Consider the following 26,301-nt stretch of genomic DNA (forward strand, 5'->3'; position numbering starts at 1 on the left):
TCACTCCCCCGCCATCCGTTCTCGCCGGGGTGTTGTGCCGATAGTATCCCACCGATACATTCGTGTATCGAATGCGTGGGCGTCTCGAACAGGCGATCCGGCGTCTCCCCTGCTCGTGCCCGTCCTGGAGGTCCTGTGTCCTCGTCCCTGTACCGCCTCGGCCGACTGATGGCCTCGCTGCGCTGGAAGATCGTCGGCGCATGGGTCGTCCTGCTGCTGATCGTGGGCGGCCTCGCCGTCGGCCTCGGCGGCACCTTCGCCTCCGACATCGAGATCCCCGGCACCGAGGGGCAGCGCGGCATCGACGCCCTCGCCCAGCGCTTCCCGGAGATGGGCGGCACCTCCGGGCAGGTGGTGTTCGTGACCGAGGACGGCTCGACGGTGCAGGAGCACCAGGACGAGATCGACGCGGTGATGGAGGAGATCGGCGAGGTCGAGTACGTCTCGGTCGCCCCCTCCCCCTTCGACGACCTCTCCCCCGGGACCCTGAACGAGGACGACAGCGCCGTCATCGGCCAGTTCCAGATGGACTTCCCCACGAGCGTGTACCCCGAAGCATCGGTCGAGGAGATCAAGCAGCTGGTCGAGGAAGCCGACACCGCGGAGCTGGACGCCAACCTCGGCGGCCAGGTGCTGCAGAGCTCGGAGATCCCCTTCGGCGCCGGCGAGATCGCGGGCGTGATCGTCGCCCTGCTCATCCTCGCGATCGTGTTCCGCTCCCTGGTGCCCGCGGTCATCCCGATCATCACCGCGATCGTCGGCGTCGGGGTCTCGATGCTCGCACTGGTCGCCCTCTCCGCCGGGATCGACATCCCCTCCGTCACCACCGCGCTCGGCGCGATGCTCGGCCTCGCCGTCGGCATCGACTACGCCCTGTTCATCCTCTCCCGCCACCGGGATCAGCTCAGCCACGGCGATGACGTCCACGAATCGATCGGCAAGGCCCTGGCCACCTCCGGCAGCGCCGTGATCTTCGCCGGCATGACCGTGATCGTCGCCCTGGTCGGCCTGTTCATCACCGGCATCCCCTTCCTCACCGTGATGGGCGTGGCCGCGGCCGCGACCGTGGCGCTGTCCGTGGTGGTCGCCCTGACCATGCTCCCGGCCCTGCTGGGGATCTTCGGCGAGCGGCTGCGCCCGCGCCGCATCCGCCGCCAGATGGCTGAGAACGGCGGCACCCTGCCCGCCCCCGACCCGCAGTCGCGACCCCGCCGCAATCTCGGCCGCAGCTGGGTGCGCCTGGTGACCAAGGTCCCCGCACTGACGATCCTGGTGGTGATCGTCGGCGTCGGCGCCCTCGCACTGCCGATCAAGGACCTCGAGCTCGCCCTGCCCGACCTCGGCACCGAGCCCACGGGCACCGCCGCCCGCGACACCTACGACCTGGTCGCCGAGGAGTTCGGCCCCGGCTACAACGGCCCGCTGCTGGTGACGGCCGACATCATCAACACCACCGACCCCCTCGGCGTCGTCGACGAGCTCGAGAGCGACATCGCCGCCCTCGACCGCGTCAAGGAGATCCAGCTCGCGACCCCGAACCAGGGCGCGGACATGGCCGTGGTGGTGGTGATCCCCGAGGGCGGCCCCACCGACCAGTCCACCAAGGACCTGGTCGCCGCCCTGCGGGACAGCGCCGACGGCTGGGAGCGGGATCTGTCGATCTCCGACGTCACCGTCACCGGCGCCACCGCCGTCGGCATCGACGTCACCGACAAGCTCTCCTCCGCCCTGCTGCCTTTCGCACTGTTCGTCGTCGGGCTCTCCCTGATCCTGCTCGCCCTGGTGTTCCGCTCCATCTGGGTGCCGCTCAAGGCCTCCGTCGGCTACCTGTTCTCGGTCGCAGCGGCCTTCGGCGTGACCGCGATGGTGTTCGAGTACGGCTGGTTCAACGGACCGCTGTTCGTGGACGTCAACGGCCCGGTGGTCTCCTTCATGCCGATCATGGTGATGGGGGTGCTGTTCGGCCTGGCGATGGACTACGAGGTGTTCCTGGTCTCCCGGATGCGCGAGGAGTTCGTTCACACCGGCGATGCCCGCGGCGCGATCGAGCGGGGCTTCACCGCGAACGCCCCGGTGGTCACCGCCGCCGCACTGATCATGGTCTCGGTCTTCGCCGGCTTCGTCACCTCCGGCTGGTTCATGCTGCAGCCGATCGCCGTCGCGCTCGCCGTGGGCGTGCTGGTCGATGCCTTCGTGGTGCGGATGACCTTCGTGCCCGCCGTGCTCGCCCTGCTGGGCCGGCACGCCTGGTGGCTGCCGGGATGGCTGTCCCGGGCACTGCCCACGGTCGATGTCGAGGGCGAGGGCCTGGCCGCCGTGCTCGAGCACCGCCGCTGGACCGAGGCGCACGGGCCGCATGCGCTCCGTCTCGAGGAGACGGTCGCCCCGCTGCTGGACGAGCCCGGCACCCTGGGCCCGCTCACCGGCGCCATCGCCCCCGGCACCCTGCTGGTGGTGCGCGCCCCCGACGACGCCGCTCGGGCGACCTTCCTCGCGCTCGCCGCAGGACGCCACCGCCCCACCTCCGGCGTGCTCGCCGTCCACGACCGTCTCGCTCCCGACGACATCGCCACGATCCAGGGCCGCACGTACTGGATCGGCGCCGGCGAGAAGGTCTCCCAGCGCCTGGCCGCGATCAGCGGCCGCGGCCTGGATCGCGCCGTCGTCATCATCGAGCAGATCGGGGACCTCGCCCATGCCGCCGCCACCGACGACATGCTCGTCGAGCGGCTCGACGCGCTGCTCGGGGCCGGCGCGACGGTGATCGTCGGCTCCCGCAAGGACCACCCCATCGATGCCGAACGCCGCCTGCACGGCGCGCTGCGCTCCCCTGACCGCCTGCTCGCCCTGTCCGTCCAGCGCTCCACCGCCGCGACCCTCGAAGGAGCCCACGCATGAACCGCCTGTCGCATCCCCGCACTCTCCTCGTCGTCCTGGTGCTGCCGCTGCTGGTGGTCGGGCTCGGCATGTGGGCCCTCAGCGGGCGTGTGGACCGCCTGGACACCGTGCCCGCAGCCGTGGTGAACCTCGATGAGGGCGCCGAGATCGAGAACGCCGACGGCGAGGCTCAGACCGTGCCCTTCGGCCGGTTGCTGGCCGGATCGCTCACCCAGCCCGGCACCGTCGAGGGCCAGGACACCCCGGAGACCACCGGCTTCGACTGGCAGCTGACCAGCCTGGACGACGCCGAGCAGGGCCTGCAGGACGGCAGCTACTCCGCGATCGTGGTGATCCCGGAGGACTTCTCCGAGCATCTGGCCACGATCGGCACTCCGGAGGCCTCCCAGGCGATCCTCGAGGTCACCACCAACGACGCCAGCGGCCAGATCAACACCCTGGTGGGCACGGCGGTCGCCGAGGCCTCTGCCTCCACCATGGGCGGGCAGATGGCTGAGCAGTACCTCAACGGCCTCTACCTCGGCTTCAACGACCTCCAGGACGGCTTCTCGGACTCCGCGGACGGTGCGCGCGAGCTCGCCGACGGCACCGCGGACCTCGACGACGGGGTGGGCGATCTCGCCGACGGCAGCCGCTCCCTCGCCAAGGGCACGAATGACGCGGCCGAGGGGGCCCGGCAGTTCTCGGGCGGGGTCTGGACCTTCGCCGACGGCACCTGGCAGGTCGCCGACGGGTCCCGCACGCTCGCCGAGGGCCTGGACGACCTGGCCACCGGCAGCGAGGACCTCGCCGACGGCGCCAGCGGGCTCCAGCAGGGAATGCGCGGCACCGACGGACAGCCGGGCCTGCTCGACGGTGCCCGGCAGCTCGCCGCGGGCGTGGAGGGTGACGGCACCGCCGAGAACCCGGGGCTGGCCGCCGGCGCCGATCAGCTCGCCACCGGTCTCGAGCAGTTCTCCGGCGGGGTCGCTCAGACCGACGCCGCCGTCTCCGGTGACGGCAGCGCCGAGAACCCCGGTCTGGTCCCCACCGCGCAGAGCGTCGCAGGCGGCACCGCCGAGCTCGGCCAGGGCGCTCAGCAGGCCGCCGACGGACTGGCCGGCACCCCCGAGCAGCCCGGCCTCGCCCAGGGCGCCGAGGGCGTGGTCGGATACTCCGAGGGGATCTCCACTGTCCTGGAGGGCGACGGCACTGCCGAGAACCCTGGGATGAACGCCCTGCTCGAGGGCAGCGGCACGGCGGAGGATCCCGGCATGACCGCGCTGGCCGGGAGCATGGAGCAGTCGGCCTGCGATCTTGCCGAGCGCTACCCCGATGATCCCCAGGCTCAGGGTCTGTGCCAGCAGTCCCAGGGGATGTCCGGGTACGTCGACGGCATGGATGGATACGCGGAGGGTCTCGACACGATCGTCAGCGGCGACGGCACCGCCCAGAACCCCGGCCTCACCGCCACCGCGCAGGGTGTGGGACAGGGCGCGAGCGACGCTGCGGACGGCGTCCAGCAGCTCGCCGACGGCATCAACGGCACCGATCAGCAGCCCGGCCTGGTCCAGGGGACCCAGGGCCTGGTCACCTACTCCGAGGGCATCGAGTCCGCCTTCGCCGGCGACGGCACCGCGGCGAACCCCGGCCTCACCGCCTCCGCCGAGCAGCTCGCCACGGGTGCCCGCTCCAGCGCCGACGGCGCGGGAGAGCTGGTGACCGGGGTGACCGGGCTGCGCGACGGCCTGGTGCAGTACGCCGACGGCGTGGATCAGCTCGCCGAGGGCGCCGACCAGCTGGCCGAGGGTGCTCGCGCCAGTGCCGAGGGCGCGGGAGACCTCGCCGACGGCACCGGTGAGCTGGCCGAAGGAGCGGATGATCTCGGCACCGGCGCGGACCAGCTGGCCGACGGCACCGAGGAGCTCGCCGAGGGCACCGGGGACCTGGCCGACGGCACCGATGACCTCGCCGAGGGCACCGATCAGCTCGCCGAGGGCAGCGACGAGCTGGCCGAGGGTCTGCGCGAGGGCGCCGACTCCGTGCCGACCTACACCGAGTCGGAGCGCTCCCGGATGGGCGAGATGGCCGCCTCCCCTGTCGGGACCGAGGTGGAGCGGGAGAACGAGGCCGACGGCGCGGACACCGCCACCTTCCCCTTCGTCACCGGGCTCGCGCTGTGGCTGGGCGCCTTCGGGACCTTCCTGCTGCTGCCGGGGCTGCGGCGCCGGCTGCTGGACCGGGCAATGCCGATGTGGCAGGTGGTGCTGCGCTCCCTGGCCCCCGCACTGCTGATCGCGGTGGTGCAGTCCGTCGCTGTGCTCGCGGTGCTGACCGCCATCGGCATCGCCCCGGTCTCCCCGCTCGCCGTGGGCGTGGTGACCCTGGCCGGGGCGGTGATGTTCGCGGCCCTGCACCAGGGACTGCTGACGGTGCTCGGCGCGCGCATCGGGCGGATCTCCTCGATCGTGCTGATGGTGCTGCAGGTGGTGACGCTGGTGGGGATCCTGCCGGTGGAGACCGCGCCGGAGCTGCTGCAGTCGCTCAGCTCCCTGATGCCGCTGTCGATCGTGACGCAGGGTCTGGTGCATGCCTCGCTCGGCGGCACCCTGGTCAGCACCACCAGCACCCTGCTGGCGATCCTCGCCTGGACGGCGGTCTCGCTGCTGCTGACCCTGGTGGCCTCCCGCCGGGCGCGGCTGGCCGATCGCTCCGAGCACGTGGGCGCCCGACCGCTCCCGGCGCTGGCCTGAGCGGGCTGGTCACTGGAAGTCCCTGGACCGGCCCGCCGCGGCCAGGTCCAGGGACCCCACCTCGTCGGCGACCAGGTTCACCGCCCCGCTGCGGTTCTCCACGATGCCGCGCAGCACGATCGCTCGGGCGGTGCGCAGCACGGCCCGGTGCCGCACCCAGAACCCCTGGGAGCAGACGACGTTGAGGATCCCGGTCTCGTCCTCGAGGCTGAGGAAGGTGACGTTCCCGGCCGTGGCCGGGCGCTGGCGATGGGTGATCACCCCGGCCACCCGGATCCGGGTGGAGTCCTCCACCTCCCGGGTGCCGGCGATCGAGAGCACCCCGTCGGCCGCCAGCTGCTCCCGCACCAGCGCCATCGGGTGCTCGTCCAGGGTGATGCCGGTGGCCCAGGCGTCGGCGGTGGCGAGCTCGGCATCGCTCATCCCCGGCAGCATCGGCGCCTGCGCGCCGACGGCGAGATGGGGCAGGGTGCCCGGGGACTCCTGGGCGGCGGCGCCCGCAGCCCACAGCGCCTGCCGGCGCGTGCTCGCCAGCGTGTCCAGCGCCCCGGCGGTGGCCAGCGCCTCGAGCTGACGTGCGGTCAGCCGCACCCGTCGGGCGAGCTCCGGGACGGAGCCGAACGCCCCGCCCCGCTGCCGCTCCCCCACGATCTCCTCGGCGGTCCCGGTGCTGATCCCCCGCACCTGGTCCAGGCCCAGCCGGATCGCCGGGCCGCGCGCTGCAGCCTCCCCCTGGACCTGCTCCCGCGGCGGATCCACCCGGTATCCGTGATGGTCCTCGTCGGTCTCCAGATCCGTGCGGGCCCGGCTCCTGAGCACGTCCGGTCCGCGGGTGAGCACGCCATGACGGCGGGCATCGGCCACCAGCGACTGCGGGGAGTAGAAGCCCATCGGCTGGGAGCGCAGCAGCGCTGCGGTGAACGCGGCCGGATAGTGGCACTTCAGGTACGAGCTCGCGTAGACCAGGTACGCGAAGGAGTAGGCGTGGGACTCGGGGAAGCCGTAGTTGGCGAAGGCGAGCAGCTTGCGGTGGACCGCCTCGGCGTCCTCCCCCACGATGCCGTGCCTGGCCATCCCCGTGAACAGGGCGTCGGAGAGCTCGAGCATCTTCTGGGTGGAGCGCTTGGAGCCCATCGCCCGGCGCAGCTGATCGGCCTGGGCGGGGGTGAAGTCGGCGACGTCGACCACCATCTGCATCAGCTGCTCCTGGAACAGCGGGATCCCGAGCGTGCGCCCGAGCGACTTCTCCAGCCGCGGGTGGAGGAAGGTGACCGCCTCCTCCTTGTTCCGGCGCCGGATGTAGGGGTGCACGGAGCCGCCCTGGATGGGGCCGGGACGGATCAGCGCCACCTCCACCACCAGGTCGTAGAACACCCGGGGCCGCAGCCGGGGCAGGGTGGAGATCTGCGCGCGGGACTCCACCTGGAACACGCCCACGCTGTCGCCCGCGCATAGCATGTCGTAGACCGCTTCGTCCTCCTGGGGCAGGGTGCGCAGCTCGAAGTGCTGGCCGTGGTGCTCGGCGATGATCGCCAGTGCATGGTCCAGCGCCGTGAGCATCCCCAGGCCCAGCAGGTCGAACTTCACCAGTCCCGCGTCGGCGCAGTCGTCCTTGTCCCACTGCAGCACGGAGCGGTTCTCCATCGCGGCCCACTGCACCGGGCACACCTCGATCACCGGGCGGTCCGCGAGCACCATCCCGCCGGAGTGGATGCCGAGGTGGCGCGGAGCATCCCGCAGCTGATGGGCGAGCTCGACCACATCGGCAGGGACGTCGGCGTCGGCGAGCGAGGAGAAGGAGCGCTCGATCCGCTTGGCGAAGGCGTCCTGCGCACCGGGGTCGTAGCCGAGCGCTCGGGCGGCGTCGCGCACCGCGAGCTTCGCGCGGTAGGTGATGACGTTGGCGACCTGGGCGGCGTTCTCCCGTCCGTAGCGGTCGTAGACGTGCTGGATCACCTCCTCGCGGCGGTCGGAGGCGATGTCGATGTCGATGTCCGGCGGTCCGTCCCGCTCCGGCGCGAGGAACCGCTCGAACAGCAGGTGGTGGCCGACGGGTTCGACCGCGGTGATCCCCAGCGCATAGCAGACGGCGCTGTTCGCGGCCGAGCCTCGCCCCTGGGCGAGGATCCCCTCCCCGGCGCAGAAGTCGACGATCTCGTGGACGATGAGGAAGTAGCCGGGGAAGTGCAGGTCGATGATGACCTTCAGCTCGTGGTCGATCTGCGCCCAGGCTCCGGGGATCTGCTCGGGACGCTCCGCCGTCGGCCGGGGACCGTAGCGCTCGCGGCCCTCGATCTCCACCAGTTCCACCAGCCAGCTGGCCTCGTCGTGCCCGGAGGGCACCGGGAAGGGCGGCAGGTCCGGGGCCAGCAGACGCAGGTCCAGGGCGCAGTCCCGGCCCAGCCGCGCCGCCTGTGCGATGGCTTCCGGGTAGCGGGGCAGCAGCTGGGCCATCTCCTCCCCGCTGCGCAGGTGGGCGGGGCGGGAGGAGAGGTGGGGATCGGCCTGGGCCAGCGGCACCCCGGCCCGCAGAGCGGCGTGGGTGTCGGCCAGGCGCTTGTCCGAGGGGCGGGCGTAGTGGGCGTTGGTGGTGGCCACCAGCGGCAGCGAGATCTCGTCGAGGCCGTGGTCCTCCCGCACCAGGCGCGCGCCCTGGGCGAGGGCGTCGTGCAGCTCGTCCGCCTCTCCCCCGCCGCCCGCGATCAGCTCCACGGCGACGTTCCCGGTGCCGAACAGCTCCACCAGGCGGGTGATCGCGCCCGCCGCGGCGCGGGCCGCCGCCTCCAGGTCCCCGCTCTCCAGGTGCGGGGCCGCGGCCCGGGCCACTGCTCCCTTCCGGCAGCCGGTGAGGATCAGCCAGTGCCCCTCCCGGGCCAGGCGCGACAGCTCCGCCAGCCGGTAGCGCGGGGCGGCCTTCTGCCCGCTGTCGAGGTGGGCGCGGGCGATCGCGGCCGAGAGCTGCCGGTATCCGGCCGTGTCGCGCACCAGCACCAGCAGGTGCTCCCCGTCCGGATCCGGGACCCCGGTGCGGGGCGCGGAGACGATCGGGGTGGAGCTCGCGGCCTCCGCGCCGGGCTCGAGGCCCAGGGTCAGCTCCGCCCCGAACACGGTGGCGATCCCCGCCTCCCCCGCGGCCTTGGCGAAGCGCACCGCCCCGGGCAGTCCGTCGTGGTCGACCAGAGTGATGGCCCCCAGCCCCAGCCGGGCGGCCTGGGTGACCATGTCCTCGGGGCTCGAGGCGCCGTCGAGGAAGCTGAAATGGGAGTGGGCGTGCAGCTCCGCATAGTCGACGGTGCGGGCGGGCCGGTAGATGTCATCGGTGACCTGACCGGTGTGCTCGACGATGACCGGCGGGGAGACCACCTCGGCGGGGCGGTCCGAGAGGATCGCCTCGAGATCCTTCCAGGCGGGCGGGCCCAGGAACCAGCGGGCCATCAGAGCACCACCTCAGTCATAGAGCCCCTCCAACGACCACTCCCCCGTGCGTGACAGCGCCAGCACCGCGGTCTCCTCGGCGTTCGCGCCGCGCACCACCAGCTGCAGACGGGCGGCGCGGTGGCCGTCCCGCGCCCACCAGCGCTCGTCGATCACGGTGGGGGCGCCGTGGCCGAGCACCGGGCAGGCGGAGCCGGCGCGCAGTCCCGCGCGCTGCAGGGCGGGCAGGCCCGGTGCGGCGACGAGGAGCCGGGTCGGCGCAGCGCTCAGCAGCCCGCGGGCGGTGACCACGACGGGCCGGCCCGCGGCGTCCTCGAGCCGCACCGACGGCGGCTGCCGGAACACGGTGGCGGGCACCGGGCGCGGCAGGGAGCCCGGCCAGGGCCCCTCGCGCCGGGCGGGCCTCTCGCTGCGCCAGGGCACGAGCGTCACCTCCTCGGCGAGCAGCCGGCCGCCGACGGGGACGGGGACCTGGACCGCATCCTCCCCCGCCAGCCCCTGGGCCCGGGCCAGGGCACGGGAGGCGCGCTGGGCCGCCTCCCCGGCGCTGCCCCACAGGGCGGGAGCGTTCTCCCCCGCCGGGGCCAGCTGCAGCGGGTGCAGGCCGAGCCGGGTGATCGCCCCGGTCGCGGGGCCGCCCAGGCGGGCGCGGGTGATCCAGCCGTCGCACTGCCAGCGGAGGCGGTCCACGATGTCGGCGACGCTCAGCGCCCCGTCATGCCGCCAGGTGCGCTCCATCTCCTCGCCGCCCTCGGTGCGGGCCACGATCCGCAGCCGGGTGCACACCAGCCCCCGCTCCACCAGCATGGTGTGCAGCTGCTCGGCGAGCGGGCGGGCGATGAAGGCCGCCTGGTCGGTGCGCACCAACGGGGTCTCCAGCGTGGTCTCGGCGAGGATCGGCTGAGTGGGATGGTGCGCGGCGGGCGGCGCGGGTTCCTGGCCGCGGGTCAGCAGGTGCAGGGTCGCGACGTCGGGTCCGAAGCGGTCGGCGACCGCGGCCGAGGGGAGCGCGGCGAGGTCGCCGAGCGTGGTGATGCCGAGCCGCTGCAGCAGATCGACGGTCTCGGCGAGGTCCAGCCGTCGTTCCGGGCGGGTGGCCGAGGGCTGGCCGCGATGACCCCAGCCCGGACCGACGGGAGCACTGCGCAGGGTGGTGATCGGGTGCGGGGCGAGGTACTCCGCGCTGCGTCCCTCGCGCACGATCCGACCCGGCGGGGAGGCCAGCAGCGCGGCGAAGGGGCCGTCGGCGATCCCGACGGCGCAGTCCCAGCCGGTGAGCTCGGCGACCGCGTCGAGGATCCGCTCGGCCAGGGACCCCTCGCCGCCCCGATGGCGGGCGGGGCCGCGGGCCGACATCAGCAGCACCCCGGGCCGCAGCACGTCCACCCCGGCGGCGATCGTGTCCACCGCGGCGGCGACCAGCTCGAACAGGGAGGATTCGTGCTCCCGGTCCGCCTCCAGCACCAGCGCCTCGGGACAGGCGGCACGGGCGGCGCGGCGCTTCATCCCCGGCAGCACCCCGGCCTCCCGGGCCGCGGCCCGGCATGGGTGACCCGGTGCTGATCGAGCAGGACCACGGGCTCGAGGTCGAGGTCGAGGGCGGGGGCGTCCTCGTCGCGGCGCTGGTGGCGGTCCAACGCCGCGAGCAGCGGCCAGTCCGGGACGGTCACGGCGACGGTGCGGGTCGCGGCAGCGGTCGCAGCGGGGGCGACAGCCGTGTTCATCAGCCCGCCCTCCGCACCGGCGGCAGCAGGCGCATCGGGCCCTCACCGGCACGATCCTCCGCAGCGCTCCGGGGCGCCTGCGCGATCATGCCGTCCACCTGCGGCAGCACGACCCGGGCCGTGCGGTGCCCGGCGATCCCCCGCCCCTCGGCGGTGATCTCGAGACGGCGCCGGCGCAGCCGTCCCGAGCCCTGCCCGAGCCCGGTCCACCCCTGGGTGGTGGCCCGCAGCGTGAGATCGGCGCGGCCGGGCGGGATAGCGGCGAGGACCAGGGTGTCGGCGGTGCGGGCCCGACCCAGCAGGCTGCGCCAGAGCGCGGGGGCGAGGTCCAGCTCGGGGCCGAGCACGAGCACTCCCACCCCGTCGGCCAGGGCGGAGAGCACCTGGGGGCGCTGGTCACCGCCCGCCGGAGCGAGGGCGAGCCGGCAGGGGTCCAGCCCGGCGTCCAGGGCGGAGCGCAGCCCCAGATCGGGCATCCCGGCGATCGCGCACCAGGAGTCCTCCCCCGCCGCGGCGACCGCGAGGGAGAGCAGCAGGGAGGTGCTCGCCGCACCCTCGAGCGCCACCGAGCTGCCGGCCCGCAGGCTGCCGCGCGGGAACAGCGTCGCCAGCGGTCCCGGCACCGGCAGGCGGGTGCCGAGCCCGTCGTCGGCGGCATCGTCGACGGACTGCGGCGAGGACCGCAGGGCGGTGCGGTCGATCCGGCCGCCCCAGCGGGCGGCGGAGCGCTCGGCCGCGCCCAGGGCGGCCCGGGCCCGGGACAGGCGCTGCTCGCGCTCCTCCGTCGCCTGCACGGCTGTGCTCATCACGCGTCCTCCTCCCGCTCCTCAGCCAGTCCTCTTCGCACAGATGTTCGAACAGGAGTTCGAACTGTACGCCTCCGCGGGGCGCACCTCAAGCGGGTCGGGTCGCACATTCGAACATGCATGCGAAGCCTGTGGGAGGGGTGTGACAGGCGACGGTCACGAGGGGGCAGGAGCGGGGCGGCGCCGACCGGTCAGCCGTCGGTCATCGGCGGGCCCTCCGGGGCCCTCCCTGCCAGTCGGTCCACCTTGTGCGATCGGGCGAGCCAGAGCTCTCGGACGATCCGGATGCTGGGCTTCGCGGCGAAGAAGAACGAGCCGACCAGGAAGCAGACAGTTCCCGCGAACTGCGTCTGCTCGGAGAAGAACAGGATGCTCCCGACGACGAACAGGAGCGCGGCGAGGACGTCGGCGATCGTGTGCAGGATCTCGAACATCGCGTAGCGACGAGCCTGCTGCGCGGTGACCTGACGGGCTCTGGGGTCGAAGAGTCGCATTGTGCCTCCTGACGGGTCGGGCGTGCCAGGTTACGTCGCGTCCCCTCACGGGGATCCGTCGTGGCCTCAGTACGGCGGTGGGGGCGGGTTCTTCCGCCGCTCGAGGGCGCGCCGTCGCGATTCGAGTCGTGCCTGGTAGCGGGTCCAGGAGTCCATGAGCGCCTCGGTCGTGTGCGGGGTGGCGAGGTCCTCGTTGTCGTGGACGATCACGCTCGCCCGATCCCGGATCGACCAGGTGGTCCGCCCCGGCAGTCCGGGAGTGCTCGGCAGGCGGGTCGGGTCGAGCAGGCCGGCGGTCTTCGCCCGGTGGTGCTGCCAGCACAGCAGGTGCAGGTTCTCGATCTCGGTGAGACCGCCGTGCTCCGGATCCCCGTGGTCGTACTCCTCGATGTGGTCCGCCTCGGAGGCCCAGGAGGTGGGGCGGGTGCATCCGGGGACCGCGCAGGTGGTGTTGCGCAGGCGCAGGTGCTCGAGCATGGCGCGGGTCGGGGTGTAGCGCGTCGCGGGCAGCGCCAGGAAGGCGCCGCTGCACGGATCGGTGAGCACGCGGTGCCAGGTCTCGCTCGCTCCGGCGAGCTCACGCGCCATCGAGGCAGGGATCGGGGTCGTGCCCTCCAGCATGCCGGGCTCCTGGGAGCCGCCGAGCAGCGTCAGGACGGGCACGGTGACATTGAGGCGGAAACGGGGCTGCGGCACCTGGACCCCGTCGGTGCCGAAGGCCGCACCGCCCAGCAGGTCGTACTGGAGGAGAGCGAGGGAGGCGGGGGTCGCCGTCCCGGCGACGGTGCCCCGCGGATCCAGCGGTGGCGTCTCCCCCGCTTCGAAGGCGCGACGCTGGGCGGCCTGGATCGCGCGGGCGGCGGAGTCCAGCCGCTGGGCGAGGGCGAGGATCTCCGGTGCCGGGCCGACCACCCGCAGACAGCCGATCCCGTCGTCGCGGGTGGGCAGCAGCTCCACGCGGCGCCGGCCCTCAGGGGTCAGGTGGGCAGGGGTCTCCTGCTGGGACTCCAGGCGGCCGAGCAGCCGGGAGAGGCGGTGATGGAACTGCTCTGTGGTCGACGTGGCCGGCCAGCACGAGGCGGCGGCATCCACGAAGGCCATCTGGCGCGCGGTGAGATGCCGGGTGCGGCGCAGGATGCGGTCGAACCAGGCGGCGGGGAACTCCCCACACTCCAGCCGGGCCAGGGTGAGAGGCAGTTGGGTGAGCGCGATGTGGGCATCGCGGAGGATGCGGTCCGCGACGGCGCGGGTGCAGCGCAGGGCGAGCGCCGCCGAGAGGATCTCCGCCTCGGCGGCATCCGCGTCGTAGTCCTCGCTCTCCGGGTCGTGGAACGACGGGGCGAGCGCGGTGAAGCGCGCCGCGAGGCGCCGGCTCTCCTGGATCGAGGCGGCATGGACGGGCCGCAGATGCGGCGGGAGGACAGGAGCGGCGGGGGTCGGCTCCGAGAGTGCGTCGACCGAGAGCTCCGCCCGGGAGGAGACCTCACCGGTCGCGTCCTCGTCGAACGGTACGTTCGCGCCATCGCGAAGATCACCCATTGTGCACACCTCCTCCCGGCCCTGGTCGGCGAATCCTTGTGAGAACGACAGTGAAGTCCTGCGAGCTGAATATGACAAATTGTCTTCCCGCAACTCTATCGAGACGTCGAGTCGGCGCAAGACCCCACGGAGAATCTGTGGATAATGTGGATAAACGGGTGGTGTGGAGGAAAGATTCTCCAGGGGATTCTGTATAAGTGACCTCGGTGGAGGAACGGTCGGCCTGCTCACGGTGGACGGGCACCCACTGCGGAGGAGCGGTCGCCCCCGGGTGTCGCAAGCAGGTGGGCTCTGCGGGCGAGCGATGCAGCACCGCGAGAACGCGCCTCGTGCACGCCGATCACCGGGACGCCGAAGAATGATTCTGGCGGGCGCTGAGAAACTCATTTACGAAGAATTTCCGAGAGGTGTCGACGAATGTGGAACGCACCCATGTCGTCGCCGGTGACGCGGGGACGGTAACACAGCCCGAGGCCGCCCGATAATCAACGCCGAGAAGGGGATCACAGCGCCGGAAACGCTATTGTCGGGCCATGCCGAAGAATGCGCGCAGCCGACGCCGACCCTCGCTCGGGAAGCTGTTCGCCGCCCCCTACGTCACCGCCGCGGCGACGATGTCCGCATCCCCCGCGATGCGCCTGCTCGCGCTGCTCACCACCGTCAATGCGCTCGGCAACGGGCTCTTCGCCACGATCAGCGTGCTGTTCTTCACCCAGCACCTCGGCTTCTCCATCGGCTTCGTCTCCGGGGTGCTCGTCGCGGCGACCGTGCTCGCGATCGGCGGAGATCTGCTCAGCGGCAGGTTCTCCGATGCCTCGAGTCCGAAGCCCGTGCTCCTGGCCGGGCTCGTCCTCTCCGCCGTGGCCACCGCCCTGCTGCTGGTGGTCCGGGACCAGGTGAGCTTCGTCCTCGTGCTGTGCCTGATCAGCCTCGGGCAGGGGATGTGCATGTCCTCGAACACCACCCTGATCCGGCGCGTGGCGCGAGAGGATCCGGCGCTCGCCCGCGCCTCGCTGAGATCCCTGCTCACCCTCGGCATCTCCGCCGGTGCCCTGCTGGCCGGGCTGGTGCTGGCCAGCGGCAGCGCGACGGCGTTCCGGAGCGCGATCCTCGGCGATGCGGTCACCTTCGTGATCGCTGCCGGGCTGCTGCTGCGTATCGCGGTGCCACCGGCGCCGGAGGGCGCAGCCGGGCGTCCGCGGCCGGTGTTCCCCGATCGGCGGTTCGCCGTGTTCTCCCTCGCCAACGGCGCGATCGGCCTCTACCTGCACGTGCTGTCCTTCGCGCTCCCCCTGTGGACGGTGCTCCATCATCCGGAGCTGACCTGGGTCGTCGGCCTCCTGGTCGCGCTCAATGCCCTGCTCACCGCCACCTTCCAGGTGCCGGCCAGTGCCGGGATCACCAGCATCCGCACGGCGAGTCGGCGCCTGGTGATCGGCGCCGTCTGCCTGGCGATGTCCTACCTCTTCTTCCTCTCCGGCTGGTCGGCCTCGCCGGCGGTCCTGGTGCTCGCGCTGGGCGTCTTCCTGCTCGCGCATACCGCCGGGGAGGTGCTGTACAGCGCCGGCACGATGGAGCTGCTGTTCCGTCTGGCGCCGGCGCGGCAGCAGGGGCAGTACGGGGCGTTCTACGGGATCAGCAACGGCGTGATGTCCTCCGCCGCGCCGGCCGTCCTCGGTGCGGCGATCGCGCTCGGTGACGGGTGGGGATGGTGGGGGCTGGCGGTGGCGACGGTGCTGCTGGCGCTGCTGATCCGCGCAGTGAGCGATGGAGAGCGGACCGTCCGGTGAACCGGCACGAACCACCGCGGAACGGTGTGGCAGAGTTCATCGCAGGGCCCTGGACGGCCTGTCACGCCCGAGCGGAGGAGTACTGGATGCGCGCGCTGATGCTGCACGAGAAGAACCGGATGTCGATCGCGGAGGTCGGGCCCGTCGGCTCCCCCGGCCCCGGCGAGGTGCGGATCGCTATGCACACCGTCGGCATCTGCGCCTCGGATGTGCACTACTGGACCGACGGCAAGATCGGCCCGTTCGTGGTCGAGGCGCCGATGATCCTCGGGCACGAGGGCGCCGGCACCGTCGCCGAGATCGGCGAGGGCGTGACCCATCTGGCCGTCGGCGATCGCGTCGCGATGGAGCCCGGGGTCCCCGATCCCAGCTCCCGCGCGGTGCGGGAGGGCAACTACAACGTGGATCCCGGCGTGCAGTTTTGGGCCACCCCGCCCGTGCACGGCTGCCTCGTCGACGAGGTCATCCATCCCGCCGCCTTCACCTATCTGCTTCCCGACAGCCTCAGCTTCGCCGAGGGGGCGCTGATCGAGCCGTTCTCCGTCGGCATGTTCGCGGCGACGAAGGCCGGGATCGCACCCGGCGATGTCGCGGCCGTCGTCGGCGCCGGGACCATCGGGATCATGACCGCGCTCGCCGCGCGCGCCGGCGGTGCCAGCACCGTCTTCATCTCCGACGTGCTGCCGCAGAAGCTCGCCCTGCTCGACGGGCTCGAGGGCATCGTCACCGTGGACGCCACCCAGGAGGACCTGGGCGAGCGGGTGCGTGCGGAGACCGGAGGCTGGGGACCGCAGGTGGTGTTCGAGGCCACCGGCGCCGCTCCCGCCTACGCGAAGCTGTGGGAGCTGCCCGCCCCGGGTGGCCGCATCGTGCTGGTGGGCATGCCGGTGGATCCGGTGCCCTTCGACATCGCCACCGCGCAGAGCCGCGGCATCTCGCTGGAGACGGTGTTCCGCTACGCGAACGTCTACCAGAAGGCGATCGACCTCGCCGCGACCGATGCGATCGACCTCAGCCGCTTCGTCTCGGAGACCTTCGCCTTCGACGACTCCGTCGGCGCCTTCGAGCGCTTCCTCGAGGGCAGGCCGACGGATGTGAAGATCCAGATCGCGCTGTGAGGCGACGCCCGGGACCTAGAAGCGATCGGTGATGGACATCGAGGAGGTCGACCCGGCGCTCCGGGAGGCGACGCAGAAGCTCCCCGTGCCTGATCCGTCGCGGGCATGGATGCGCACGGTGCTGCGCCTGGCCACCCGGATGATGCGGGTCCCGCAGGTCGCGAAGGTCACGGTCAGGGCCCAGAGGTCCGGAGCGCTCCGGATGCGGGTGTACCAGCCGCGGCACCGCACCGGGGACGCGGCACTGCTCTGGATCCATGGCGGGGGTCTGCTCTTCGGCGATGCCCGGCAGGACGAGGCGCTCTGCGCGGAGACCTCGCTGGACCTGGGGATCCCGGTGGTCTCGGCCAACTACCGCTTCGCTCCCGAGCACCCCTTCCCCGCCGCGCTGGACGACGTCCATGCGGTGTGGGGATGGATGCATGAGCACGCGGAGGAGCTCGGCATCGATGCGGCGCGGATAGTCATCGGCGGACAGAGCGCCGGCGGTGGCCTCGCCGCCTCGCTCGCGCAGCGCCTCCACGACGAAGGGGGCGTCCAGCCCCTCGCCCAATGGCTGTTCGCCCCGATGATCGACGATCGCACGGCCGCGGACGAGTCGCTGGACGGGACCGACCACTGGGTATGGAACAACCGCGCCAACCGGGTGGGATGGACCGCCTACCTGGGGACGGATCCCGGCGCGGACACCATCGCGCCCTACGCCGCGGCCGCGCGGCGGGAGGACCTCTCCGGCCTGCCACCGACCTTCATCGCCGTCGGCGACATCGAGCTCTTCCGCACCGAGGACGAGATCTACGCGATGAGGCTCGAACGGGCCGGTGTGCCCGTGGTCCTGGACCTCGTGCCCGGTGCCCCGCACGGCTTCGAGAGCTGGGCCCGGGGCTCCGGTCCCGCGCGGGCGCTCATGGGGCGGGCGCACGAGTGGCTGCGCCGCACGCTGCTGGAGGCATCCCCCACAGGGTGAGGACGCGAGGCAGAGTGAGGGCGCGAGCGCTCACTGCGAGCCGAGCGCCGCCCGTCGCTGCCAGAACACCACGGCGCTCGCCGCGGCCACGTTCAGGGAGTCCACTCCCCGGCCATCGGGATCACCACGTGCTCGTCGACCGCGCGCAGCGTCGCCGGCTTCAGCCCGTGGCCCTCGGCGCCGAGCACGAGGGCGACCTTGCGGTCCGGCCCGAGGTCCACCTGATCCAGCGACGAGGCGCCCTCGCTCAGCGCCAGCGCGAGCACGTCGAAACCCGCCTCGTGCAGCAGATCCACTCCGGCCGCCGGCCAGGCCTCCAGCCGCGTCCACGGCACCTGGAACACCGTGCCCATCGAGACCCGGATCGAGCGACGGTACAGCGGGTCCGCGCACTGCGGGGTCACCAGGACCGCGTCGACCCCGAGAGCCGCGGCCGAGCGGAACATGGCACCGACGTTGGTGTGGTCCACGATGTCCTCGATCACCGCGACGGTGCGGGCGGTGCGCAGCACGTCGGGCACTGCGGGGAGCTGGGGCCGCTGCATCGCCGCGAGCGCGCCGCGGTGCAGGTGGAAGCCGGTGAGCTGCTCGAGCAGCGGCTCCGCGCCGACGAACACCGGCACCTCGGGGAACTGCTCGTACAGCGGCGCGAACTTCGCCAGCCACTTCTCGCTCATGAGGAAGGAGCGCGGTGCCATGCCGGCGTCGATCGCCCGGGAGATGACCTCATAGCTCTCGGCCATGAACAGCCCGCGCTCGACCTCGACGCGGGAGCGCAGGCGTACATCGGTCATGCGCAGGTAGTCGTCCAGCGCCGAGTCCGAGAGGTCGGTGACCTCGGTGATCTGCCGCAGCTGCGGAGTCTCCACCGCAGGGTCAGTTCAGGGAGAGCGAGCGGGCGGTGAAGCGCTCCCCGCGCTGCTCGACCACCAGCGGCAGCCCGAAGGTGCGGGTGAGGTTCTGGGAGGTGAGGGTCTCGCCGATGGGGCCCGCGGCGACCACGGCGCCCTCGCGCAGCAGCGCGACATGGGTGTAGCCGGGCGGGATCTCCTCGACGTGGTGGGTGACCAGCACGGTGACCGGGGTAGCGGGGTCCTTCGCGAGCCGGCCCAGGGTGCGCACCAGCGATTCGCGCCCGCCCAGGTCCAGGCCGGCGGCGGGCTCGTCCAGCAGCAGCAGCTCGGGGTCGGTCATCAGGGCGCGGGCGGCGAGCACGCGCTTGCGCTCGCCGGTGGACAGGGTGCCGAACATGCGGCCTGCGAGATCACCGACCCCGAAGGCGGCCAGCAGGGTGCGGGCACGGTCCAGGTCCAGCTCGTCGTACTCCTCGCGCCAGCGCCCCACCACGCCGTACCCGGCGGTGACCACGACGTTCTCCGCGGTCTCCTCGGCCGGGACGGTGTCGGCGAGCTCTTGGCTGGCCAGGCCGATCAGCGGACGCAGCTCGAAGATGTCGACCTTGCCGAGCTGCTCACCGAGGATGTGCACCGTGCCGGTGGTGGGATGCATACGGGCCGAGAGCAGGCGCACCAGGGTCGACTTCCCGGCGCCGTTGGGGCCGAGGACCGCCCAGCGCTCCCCCTCTCCCACCTCGAGGGAGACCGCGTCGAGGATCGCGGTCCCGCTGCGGCGGACGGTGACATCATTCAGGGCTGCTGCTGCGACGGACATGGCCCTGAGCCTATCTGCTTCCCGGCTCCGACCCGGGCCACCGGGACGCCGAGCCGAGCCGTGGTGTCCCCCATAGACTGGCCGGGCCCGAAGCACCGCCCTCAGGAGGTCCCTGTGCTGCGTCGTCCCGTCTCCCTGCACGCCCCGCGAGGCTCGGTCGCGGCCGATGAGCTGCGCACCGGCATCGACGCGCTGCTCGCGGACCATGACGGAGAGGTGCCGCTGGAGTTCCCGCCGGAGGTGCTCGCAGCCGCAGAGAGCGCCGCCGACCGCGCGAGCTCGCCGGGCGAGCGCATCGACCGCACCGGGATCCCCTTCGTGACCCTGGACCCCGAGACCTCCACCGACCTCGACCAGGCGATGCACCTGGAGCGCTCCGAGAGCGGGTACCGGGTGCTGTACGCGATCGCGGACGTGCCGTGGTTCGTCGATCTCGACGGCCCGATCGACCAGGAGGCGCGTCGTCGCGGCGAGACCCTCTACCTCCCCGACCGTCGCATCCCGCTGCATCCCGAGGTGCTCTCCGAAGGGGTCGCCTCGCTGCTGCCGGACCAGTCGAGCCCGGCGTTCGTGTGGGTGCTCGACCTCGATGCGGCCGGGGAGCTGATCGGCATCGATCTGGAGCGCGCCCAGGTGCGTTCGGTCGAGAAGCTCGCCTACGACCGGGTGCAGGCGGAGCTCGACCGGGGCGAGGGGCATCCGACGATGCTGCTGCTGCAGGAGATCGGAGGGCTGCGCATCGCGCTGGAGGCACGGCGCGGAGGGGCGAGCCTGAACGTGCCCGAGCAGGAGGTGGTCGCCGACAACGGCCAGGTGCACCTGCAGTGGCGCCGGCCCAACCCGATCGAGGACGCCAACGCCCAGATCTCCCTGTTGACCGGGATGGCCGCGGCGCAGCTGATGCTCGAGCACGGTGCCGGGATCCTGCGCACCATGCCTCCGGCGGAGCAGGCGGCGGTGGACCGCTTCCGCCGCCAGTCCGAAGCGCTCGGCAACCCCTGGCCCCCGGAGCAGAGCTACGGCGCGTTCCTGCGGTCCCTGGACTGGCACGACCCGGTGCACCTGGCCCTGCTGAACCAGGCCACCTCACTGTTCCGAGGCGCTTCCTATGCAGCGTTCACCACAGCGGACGAGGTGCCCGAGGATCCGGAGCAGTCCGCGATCGCCGCGCCCTACGCCCACACCACCGCGCCGCTGCGCCGCCTGGTGGACCGCTTCGTGCTGCTCATCTGCCATGCGCACGTCCGCGGGATCGAGCCCGCCCCCGAGCTGCTCGATGCCCTCGCCGAGATCCCGGAGGCGATGCAGGCCACCGGGGCACGGGCCGGGAACCTCGAGCGGGCGGCGCTCGAACTGGTCGAGACCATGGCCCTCGCCGCCTGGAAGGGCGAGGTCTTCGAGGCCTCGGTCATCGAGCGGCGCGAAGCGACCGAGACCGAGAACGGGGACGGAGCCCCCACTCGCGTCGAGGTGCAGCTGAGCGATCCGCCGGTCACCGCGTGGGTGCCGATGGACGCGGCGGTCGGCGAGGTGGTCCGGGTGCGGCTGGAATCCGTCGACCCGTCGGCCCGTCGGGCGGAGTTCGTCGCGGCCGACGGGGGCGGGGCGTGAGCGAGGCGGCCGCCGGCCGCGATCTGGTACCCCTCCCCCGCGCGGCGGTGCTGATGCTGTGGAGCGCCGCCTATCTGCGCGGCGACATCGGGCCCGACGATGCTGCGCAGATGAGCTACGGGGTGGGACGCTCCGGTCCCAGCGGGCAGGGCGAGGACCTGTTCGAGTGGATGACCTCGCTGCGCCGGCTGCCGCTGGCCCAGCTGCGCCTGGCGCTGCCGATACCCGGGCGGCTGGCCGGGCTGGTGGGCCCGCCCGCGGCGATCGGTCCTGCTCTGGAGGCGGAGCAGGCGATCGTGGTCACCGCCGCCGGGATCGCCGACCACACCCTGCTCCCGGAGATCACCCCGGTCCTGCACGAGGAGCGGTCGGTCAGCGCCGTCACCTGGGTGAAGGTGCCCGCTCCGGTCGGAGCACAGGTCCCGCCGACGGCGAGCTCCGGCAGCGCGCGGGAGGAGCTGCTGCACGCCCTGCACCGCACCGCCGGAGGGAGTGTGGATCTCGATCTGGTGCCCGAGGAGCCCGTCGAGCCCGCCCGCATCCCGGAGACCTGGATCTCGACCGCGCTCCCCCGGCACCTCGATCGGTCCGCAGCGCATCTGCTGGTGCTCGCCTCACGCACCCTGCTGCTGACCCGGGCGGAGATCGAGGAGGGCCACGGCCACACCGTGCACCTGGCCGAGGCGCTTACCCGGCGGGGGCTGCTGGATGAGCTGCACGAGGCGGCCCGCGGTGCTCTCATCGAGACCGTCGAGCGGATCGTGGCGACAGAGACCGGCTGAGAGCTGCGGGCCGAGCGGCTCTCAGGAGCTCTGGGCGATCACCGTGCGGTAGACCTCCAGGGTGCGCTCGGCGATCGAGGTCCAGGAGAAGTGCTCGGCCGCGCGGCGGCGCGAGGCCTCGCCCATCTCCTTCGCCCTCGCCGGGTCGGAGACCATCCGCACCAGCGCATCGCGCGTGTCCGCGATGAACTTCTCGGGATCCACGGGGATGCCGGTGCCGTCGGTGAGCTGCTCGAGCTGGACCAGGTAGCCGGTCTCCCCGTCGACGACCACCTCGGGGATGCCGCCGGTGGCGGAGGCGACGACGGGGGTGCCGCAGGCCATGGCCTCGAGGTTCACGATCCCCAGCGGCTCGTAGATGCTCGGGCACGCGAAGGCGGTGGCGTGGGTGAGGATCTGGGTGAGCTCGTGGCGGGGCAGCATCTCGGTGATCAGATGCACGTTGCCCCGGTTCTTCGAGAGCTCTTCCACCAGCGTGTTCACCTCCTGTGCGATCTCCGGGGTGTCCGGGGCCCCGGCGCACAGCACCACCTGGTACTCGGCGGGCAGCTCGCGCACTGCTCGCAGGAAGTACGGCAGCCCCTTCTGCCGGGTGATGCGGCCGACGAACACGATCGTGGGCGCCTCGGGATCGATGCCCCGGGAGGTCAGCGCCGAGGTCTCCGGATTCGGTGACCACTGCTCGATGTCGATGCCGTTGTGGACCACGTGGACCTTGTCCGGGTCGACCGACGGGTAGGCCCGCAGGATGTCCTCGCGCATCCCGGCGGAGACCGCGATGACACCCGCGGCGCCCTCGTAGGCGGTGCGCTCGGCGAAGGAGCTGACGGCGTAGCCGCCGCCGAGCTGCTCGGCCTTCCACGGCCGCAGCGGCTCGAGGGAGTGGGCGGAGAGCACATGCGGCACACCGTGCAGCAGCGAGCCCAGGTGGCCGGCGAAGTTCGCGTACCAGGTGTGGGAGTGCAACAGGTCCGCGCCGGCGCAGTCCGCGGCGATCAGCAGATCCGTGCCCAGGGTGGACAGCGCCGCATTGGCACCCTCGAGCTCGACGGGCGTGGTGTACGAGGAGGTGCCCTCCTCCTCGCGCTCGGCACCGAAGGCGCGCACCCGCACGTCGATGTGCCCTCGCAGCACCTTCGTCAGCTCGGCCACGTGCACTCCGGCGCCGCCGTAGACCTCGGGCGGGTACTCCTTGGTGAGCAGATCGACACGCATGTCCGGCTCCTCCTCCTTCTGCGGGGGCTGTTCGGCCAGCGTCCCAGATCGAGCTGTCGTCCGAATGGGACGGACGGCGCGTGACGAGTGCCACGTCTGGACTATCCTCCCATTATGTCGTCCAAAAAGGTTCTCGCCATCGTCCTCGCCGGCGGTGAGGGGAAGCGGCTGATGCCGCTGACCCTCGATCGGGCCAAGCCCGCAGTACCGTTCGGCGGCATCTACCGCCTCATCGATTTCGCCCTGTCCAACATCGTCAACTCCGGCTACCTCCGCGTGGTCGTCCTGACCCAGTACAAGTCGCATTCTCTGGACAAGCACGTGGCCCAGACCTGGCGCATGAGCTCGCTGCTGGGCAACTATGTCGCCCCGGTCCCGGCGCAGCAGCGCATGGGCAAGCACTGGTTCCGCGGCAGTGCCGACGCGATCGCCCAGTCCCTGAACCTGATCTACGACGAGAAGCCCGAGTACGTCATGGTGGTCGGTGCGGACAACATCTACCGCATGGACTTCTCTCAGATGCTGGATGCACACATCGAGTCCGGGAAGTCCTGCACCGTCGCCGCGATCCGGCAACCGATCGAGATGTCGGACCAGTTCGGCGTGATCGAGACCGATCCGGCGGACCCCACCACGATCAAGGCCTTCGTGGAGAAGCCGAGCGAGACCGAGGGGCTGGCCGACGATCCCGGCTCGATCCTCGCCTCCATGGGCAACTACATCTTCACCGCGGATGCACTGGTCGAGGCCGTGACCCGGGACGCGCAGGACGACTCCTCCAAGCACGACATGGGCGGGGACATCGTCCCCTCCTTCGTCGCGGAGGGTGACGCCGCGGTCTACGACTTCATCCACAACGACGTGCCCGGCTCCACCGACCGCGACCGGGACTACTGGCGCGATGTCGGCACCCTCGACGCGTTCTACGACGCCCACATGGATCTGATCTCGATCCATCCCGTGTTCAATCTGTACAACCACGAGTGGCCCACCTTCACCGGGCACCGCAACGCCCCGCCGGCGAAGTTCGTGCACGCGGGTCCGGGCCGCGTCGGCTCCGCGGTCGATTCGGTGATCTCCCCCGGGGTGGTGGTCTCCGGCGCTCAGGTCTCCAGCTCCGTGCTCTCCCCGGGCGTGCGCATCAACTCATGGTCGAACGTGTCGGACTCGGTGCTGATGGACGACGTGATCGTCGGGCGTCACTGCCAGATCCATCGGGCGATCATCGACAAGGGCGTAGTGGTGCCGCCGCGCACCCAGATCGGCCTGGATGCGGAGAAGGACCTCGCCCGTGGCTGGGTGGTCACCGAATCCGGCATCACCGTGCTCGGCAAGGGCACGGTCATCACCCCGTGACAGTGCACCATTCCGGCTCGGTGACCGGGCTGCTGGTCTCCGACGTGGACTCCACCTTCCTCACCCAGGAGGTGATCGAGCTGGTCGCCGAGCATGCCGGGGTGCGTGATCAGGTCGAGGAGATCACCACCGCGGCAATGCGCGGGGAGCTCGACTTCGCCCAGTCGCTGCGCGCCCGGGTGGCGCTGCTGGAGGGCTTGGACGAGTCCGTGCTGGCCGAGGTGCGGGCGGTGCTCGTGCCGACACCGGGCGCGCTCGAGCTGGTGCGTCGCGCGAAGTCTGCCGGCTGGGTGACCGCCCTGGTCTCCGGCGGGTTCCATGAGGTGATCGACGAGCTCGCCGCCCGCTCGGGGATCGACCACGTGCGCGCCAACCGCTTCCAGATCGCCGAGGGCCGCTTCACCGGCAAGGTGGAGGGGCCGATCATCGACGGTGCCGCGAAGCGTCGCACCCTCGAGGAGCTCGCCCGGCGCTACGAGATCCCACCCGCGAAGATCGTCGCGATGGGCGACGGGGCCAACGATCGCGAGATGCTGCTCGCCGCCGGGACCGGGATCGCCTTCCGGGCCAAGCCCGCACTGCGGGAGATCGCCGATGCGGTGCTCGAGGGGCCGTCGCTGCTGGAGGCCTGGCCGCACCTGGAGGTGGCAGGTCGGCGCTGAGTCGTCCTGACGCTGTGCGCGCTCAGGGGCGGACGATCGTGTGCAGCGTCAGCGACGCCTCGGCGAGGCTGCCCCACCCCTGCAGCGGCCCCGAGAGCACCGCGGTCGCACCGGTGGGCATCCCGATCCTGGCCTGCGCGGCCGCACCCGCCTCGGAGTCCTCCGTCGCCAGCAGGGAGGTGAGGGTGGAGATCGTCGGCTCATGGCCGACCACCATCACCACCGGGTGGCGGGCATCCACGCCGTGCACCAGCGCCAGCACGTCGGCCGCTCCGCCGGAATAGATCTCCTCATGGAAGGAGACCTCGCCGTCGAATCCCGGCATCGCCGCGGCGACAGCCTCCCAGGTCTGAGTGGTGCGCACGGCGTCGGAGACCAGCACCCGGGAGACCTGCACGTTCTGGGCGTCGAGGTACTCCCCCACCAGCTGGGCCTGCGTCACCCCTCGATCGGCCAATGCGCGTTCGTGGTCCGGTCGGCCGGACCCGCTCTCCGCCTTGCCATGACGCATCAGGAGCAGCAGGCGACTGTCGGGGTCGGAAGAAGACATCGGGGTGGATTCACGCCTTACGTCGAGGAGGGTGCGAGGACTGGGTCAGTGTCCCATGCCCAGTCCGCCGTCGACCGGGATCACGGCGCCTGAGATGTAGGCCGCGTCGTCGCTCGCGAGGAAGCTGACCGCCTTCGCGACCTCGGCCGGATCGGCGAAGCGGCCGGCCGGGATCGCCTTGCGATAGGTGGCCTGCAGATCCTCGGGCAGGGCCTGGGTCATCTCGGTGTCGATATAGCCGGGCGCGACCACGTTCGCCGTGATGCCGCGCGAGCCCAGCTCACGGGTGAGCGCGCGGGCGATGCCGATCAGCCCCGACTTGGAGGCGGCGTAGTTGACCTGCCCGGGCGAGCCGTACAGCCCGACCACAGAGCTGATGAGGACGATCCGGCCCTTCTTCTTGCGCATCATCGACTTGATGACCCGCTTCACGGTGCGGAAGGCGCCGGTGAGGTTGGTGTCGAGCACCTTCTCGAAGGAGTCGTCGCTCATCCGCAGCAGCAGCTGGTCATCGGTGATCCCGGCATTGGCGACCAGCACCTCGATCGGGCCGTGCGCCTCCTCGACCGCCTTGAGCGCCGTGTCCAGGCTGTCGCCGTCGGTGACGTCCGCGGCCACGGTGAGCGCACCCTCCGGACCGCCCTGGCCGGACCTGCTGGTGACAGCCACCCTGTCCCCGCGGCGGAGGAACTCCTCGGCGATCGAACGGCCGATCCCCCGGTTCCCTCCGGTGATCAGGACACTGCGCGGCTCGGTGATGGCGTCGGTCATGCGAACTCCTGGGTGAGTGATCTGGGTATGGGATCCGTGGTGCCGTGGTCGGCGCCGACGGACGGGGTCGGAGCGCGAGGGCAGATGCCTCGACGCATCCCTGTGCTCTACGATACGGGGCGAGAGAGTGTCGGGATCCGAGGGGGAGCCCGTCCACCCACATTGCTCCGGAAGGTGCTA

The 26,301-nt window shown here is 71.9% G+C and carries 19 protein-coding genes and 1 pseudogene; 9 read left to right on the forward strand and 11 right to left on the reverse strand.

What is annotated here, in order from left to right:
* Positions 1-135: 135 nt before the first annotated feature.
* Both CFK39_RS00375 and CFK39_RS00380 read left to right on the forward strand, forming a co-directional pair.
* Positions 136-2,898, forward strand: a complete 2,763-nt coding sequence (locus CFK39_RS00375; RefSeq protein ID WP_089063803.1) for an MMPL family transporter — start codon at positions 136-138, stop codon at positions 2,896-2,898.
* Entirely contained in the window at positions 2,895-5,630 is a 2,736-nt protein-coding gene (locus tag CFK39_RS00380) for a YhgE/Pip domain-containing protein (RefSeq protein WP_089063804.1), read from the forward strand. The genes CFK39_RS00375 and CFK39_RS00380 overlap by 4 nt, the downstream gene beginning before the upstream one ends.
* A 9-nt stretch (positions 5,631-5,639) precedes the next feature.
* Here CFK39_RS00380 and CFK39_RS00385 read toward each other — a convergent pair whose 3' ends face one another.
* From CFK39_RS00385 to CFK39_RS00405, 6 genes are all read right to left on the reverse strand, one after another.
* Positions 5,640-9,065 carry an error-prone DNA polymerase gene (locus tag CFK39_RS00385; RefSeq protein WP_089063805.1) on the reverse strand — a complete coding sequence of 1,142 codons (3,426 nt, stop codon included), beginning with the start codon at positions 9,063-9,065 and terminating at the stop codon, positions 5,640-5,642.
* Positions 9,066-9,077: 12 nt separating this feature from the next.
* Positions 9,078-10,583, reverse strand: a complete 1,506-nt coding sequence (locus CFK39_RS00390; protein ID WP_245822745.1) for a DNA polymerase Y family protein — start codon at positions 10,581-10,583, stop codon at positions 9,078-9,080.
* Positions 10,568-10,789: a hypothetical protein gene (locus tag CFK39_RS16570; protein WP_245822747.1), complete on the reverse strand. Its 222-nt coding sequence runs from the start codon at positions 10,787-10,789 to the stop codon at positions 10,568-10,570. Before CFK39_RS16570 ends, CFK39_RS00390 begins: the two co-directional genes overlap by 16 nt.
* The gene (locus CFK39_RS00395; protein WP_245822749.1) at positions 10,789-11,595 is read right to left on the reverse strand and encodes a hypothetical protein; all 807 of its coding nucleotides are present in this window, start codon (positions 11,593-11,595) and stop codon (positions 10,789-10,791) included. The genes CFK39_RS16570 and CFK39_RS00395 overlap by 1 nt, the downstream gene beginning before the upstream one ends.
* Before the next feature lie 191 nt (positions 11,596-11,786).
* Positions 11,787-12,089, reverse strand: coding sequence for a YrhK family protein (locus CFK39_RS00400; protein ID WP_089063806.1), 303 nt, complete (start codon positions 12,087-12,089; stop codon positions 11,787-11,789).
* 66 nt (positions 12,090-12,155) lie between these two features.
* A complete protein-coding gene (locus CFK39_RS00405) occupies positions 12,156-13,628 on the reverse strand; it encodes an HNH endonuclease signature motif containing protein (protein WP_089063807.1) in 1,473 nt (490 codons plus the stop codon).
* Positions 13,629-14,161: 533 nt separating this feature from the next.
* Here CFK39_RS00405 and CFK39_RS00410 point away from each other — a divergent pair.
* The 3 genes from CFK39_RS00410 to CFK39_RS00420 all read left to right on the forward strand — a co-directional run bounded on the left by CFK39_RS00410 (position 14,162) and on the right by CFK39_RS00420 (position 17,503).
* On the forward strand, positions 14,162-15,418 hold the full coding sequence (locus CFK39_RS00410; RefSeq protein WP_089063808.1) for an MFS transporter: 1,257 nt from the start codon (positions 14,162-14,164) through the stop codon (positions 15,416-15,418).
* An 86-nt stretch (positions 15,419-15,504) separates the two neighbouring features.
* Complete coding sequence (locus tag CFK39_RS00415; protein ID WP_089063809.1) at positions 15,505-16,536, forward strand: NAD(P)-dependent alcohol dehydrogenase; 1,032 nt, start codon at positions 15,505-15,507, stop codon at positions 16,534-16,536.
* Between the two features lie 31 nt (positions 16,537-16,567).
* Positions 16,568-17,503, forward strand: a complete 936-nt coding sequence (locus tag CFK39_RS00420; RefSeq protein WP_089063810.1) for an alpha/beta hydrolase — start codon at positions 16,568-16,570, stop codon at positions 17,501-17,503.
* A gap of 30 nt (positions 17,504-17,533) precedes the next feature.
* On the opposite strand, the pseudogene CFK39_RS00425 reads toward CFK39_RS00420, so the two are convergent.
* Both CFK39_RS00425 and CFK39_RS00430 read right to left on the reverse strand, forming a co-directional pair.
* Positions 17,534-18,372: pseudogene (locus CFK39_RS00425) on the reverse strand (TrmH family RNA methyltransferase).
* Between the two features lie 7 nt (positions 18,373-18,379).
* Positions 18,380-19,174, reverse strand: a complete 795-nt coding sequence (locus tag CFK39_RS00430) for an ABC transporter ATP-binding protein (RefSeq protein WP_089063811.1) — start codon at positions 19,172-19,174, stop codon at positions 18,380-18,382.
* Positions 19,175-19,288: 114 nt separating this feature from the next.
* On the opposite strand from CFK39_RS00430, the gene CFK39_RS00435 reads away from it, so the two are divergent.
* Both CFK39_RS00435 and CFK39_RS00440 read left to right on the forward strand, forming a co-directional pair.
* Entirely contained in the window at positions 19,289-20,785 is a 1,497-nt protein-coding gene (locus tag CFK39_RS00435; RefSeq protein ID WP_089063812.1) for an RNB domain-containing ribonuclease, read from the forward strand.
* Entirely contained in the window at positions 20,782-21,567 is a 786-nt protein-coding gene (locus CFK39_RS00440) for a hypothetical protein (protein WP_089063813.1), read from the forward strand. The genes CFK39_RS00435 and CFK39_RS00440 overlap by 4 nt, the downstream gene beginning before the upstream one ends.
* A gap of 21 nt (positions 21,568-21,588) precedes the next feature.
* Here CFK39_RS00440 and glgA read toward each other — a convergent pair whose 3' ends face one another.
* Complete coding sequence (glgA, locus tag CFK39_RS00445; protein ID WP_089063814.1) at positions 21,589-22,782, reverse strand: glycogen synthase; 1,194 nt, start codon at positions 22,780-22,782, stop codon at positions 21,589-21,591.
* Positions 22,783-22,896: 114 nt separating this feature from the next.
* Here glgA and glgC point away from each other — a divergent pair, with 114 nt between their 5' ends.
* Together glgC and serB are read left to right on the forward strand one after the other, a co-directional pair.
* Complete coding sequence (gene glgC, locus CFK39_RS00450) at positions 22,897-24,138, forward strand: glucose-1-phosphate adenylyltransferase (protein ID WP_089063815.1); 1,242 nt, start codon at positions 22,897-22,899, stop codon at positions 24,136-24,138.
* On the forward strand, positions 24,135-24,800 hold the full coding sequence (serB, locus tag CFK39_RS00455; protein ID WP_089063816.1) for a phosphoserine phosphatase SerB: 666 nt from the start codon (positions 24,135-24,137) through the stop codon (positions 24,798-24,800). The genes glgC and serB overlap by 4 nt, the downstream gene beginning before the upstream one ends.
* A gap of 22 nt (positions 24,801-24,822) precedes the next feature.
* Here the strand turns inward: serB and CFK39_RS00460 are convergent, their stop codons facing one another.
* Positions 24,823-25,350 (reverse strand): SixA phosphatase family protein, encoded by a 528-nt coding sequence (locus CFK39_RS00460; RefSeq protein ID WP_089063817.1) that lies wholly within the window; start codon positions 25,348-25,350, stop codon positions 24,823-24,825.
* Between the two features lie 45 nt (positions 25,351-25,395).
* The gene (locus CFK39_RS00465; protein WP_089063818.1) at positions 25,396-26,121 is read right to left on the reverse strand and encodes a beta-ketoacyl-ACP reductase; all 726 of its coding nucleotides are present in this window, start codon (positions 26,119-26,121) and stop codon (positions 25,396-25,398) included.
* Positions 26,122-26,301 lie beyond the last annotated feature (180 nt).

Source organism: Brachybacterium avium (assembly GCF_002216795.1).
In the GTDB taxonomy this organism is placed as follows: Bacteria; Actinomycetota; Actinomycetes; order Actinomycetales; family Dermabacteraceae; genus Brachybacterium; species Brachybacterium avium.

Excerpts from the sequence above, each read along its gene's own strand:
- glgA (WP_089063814.1), bottom strand. The coding sequence starts at position 22,782 with ATGCGTGTCGATCTGCTCACCAAGGAGTACCCGCCCGAGGTCTACGGC.
- glgC (WP_089063815.1), top strand. The coding sequence starts at position 22,897 with ATGTCGTCCAAAAAGGTTCTCGCCATCGTCCTCGCCGGCGGTGAGGGG.
- CFK39_RS00415 (WP_089063809.1), top strand. The coding sequence starts at position 15,505 with ATGCGCGCGCTGATGCTGCACGAGAAGAACCGGATGTCGATCGCGGAG.
- CFK39_RS16570 (WP_245822747.1), bottom strand. The coding sequence starts at position 10,789 with ATGAACACGGCTGTCGCCCCCGCTGCGACCGCTGCCGCGACCCGCACC.
- CFK39_RS00400 (WP_089063806.1), bottom strand. The coding sequence starts at position 12,089 with ATGCGACTCTTCGACCCCAGAGCCCGTCAGGTCACCGCGCAGCAGGCT.
- CFK39_RS00420 (WP_089063810.1), top strand. The coding sequence starts at position 16,568 with ATGGACATCGAGGAGGTCGACCCGGCGCTCCGGGAGGCGACGCAGAAG.
- CFK39_RS00395 (WP_245822749.1), bottom strand. The coding sequence starts at position 11,595 with ATGAGCACAGCCGTGCAGGCGACGGAGGAGCGCGAGCAGCGCCTGTCC.
- CFK39_RS00460 (WP_089063817.1), bottom strand. The coding sequence starts at position 25,350 with ATGTCTTCTTCCGACCCCGACAGTCGCCTGCTGCTCCTGATGCGTCAT.
- CFK39_RS00385 (WP_089063805.1), bottom strand. The coding sequence starts at position 9,065 with ATGGCCCGCTGGTTCCTGGGCCCGCCCGCCTGGAAGGATCTCGAGGCG.
- CFK39_RS00380 (WP_089063804.1), top strand. The coding sequence starts at position 2,895 with ATGAACCGCCTGTCGCATCCCCGCACTCTCCTCGTCGTCCTGGTGCTG.
- CFK39_RS00405 (WP_089063807.1), bottom strand. The coding sequence starts at position 13,628 with ATGGGTGATCTTCGCGATGGCGCGAACGTACCGTTCGACGAGGACGCG.
- CFK39_RS00430 (WP_089063811.1), bottom strand. The coding sequence starts at position 19,174 with ATGTCCGTCGCAGCAGCAGCCCTGAATGATGTCACCGTCCGCCGCAGC.
- CFK39_RS00465 (WP_089063818.1), bottom strand. The coding sequence starts at position 26,121 with ATGACCGACGCCATCACCGAGCCGCGCAGTGTCCTGATCACCGGAGGG.
- CFK39_RS00410 (WP_089063808.1), top strand. The coding sequence starts at position 14,162 with ATGCCGAAGAATGCGCGCAGCCGACGCCGACCCTCGCTCGGGAAGCTG.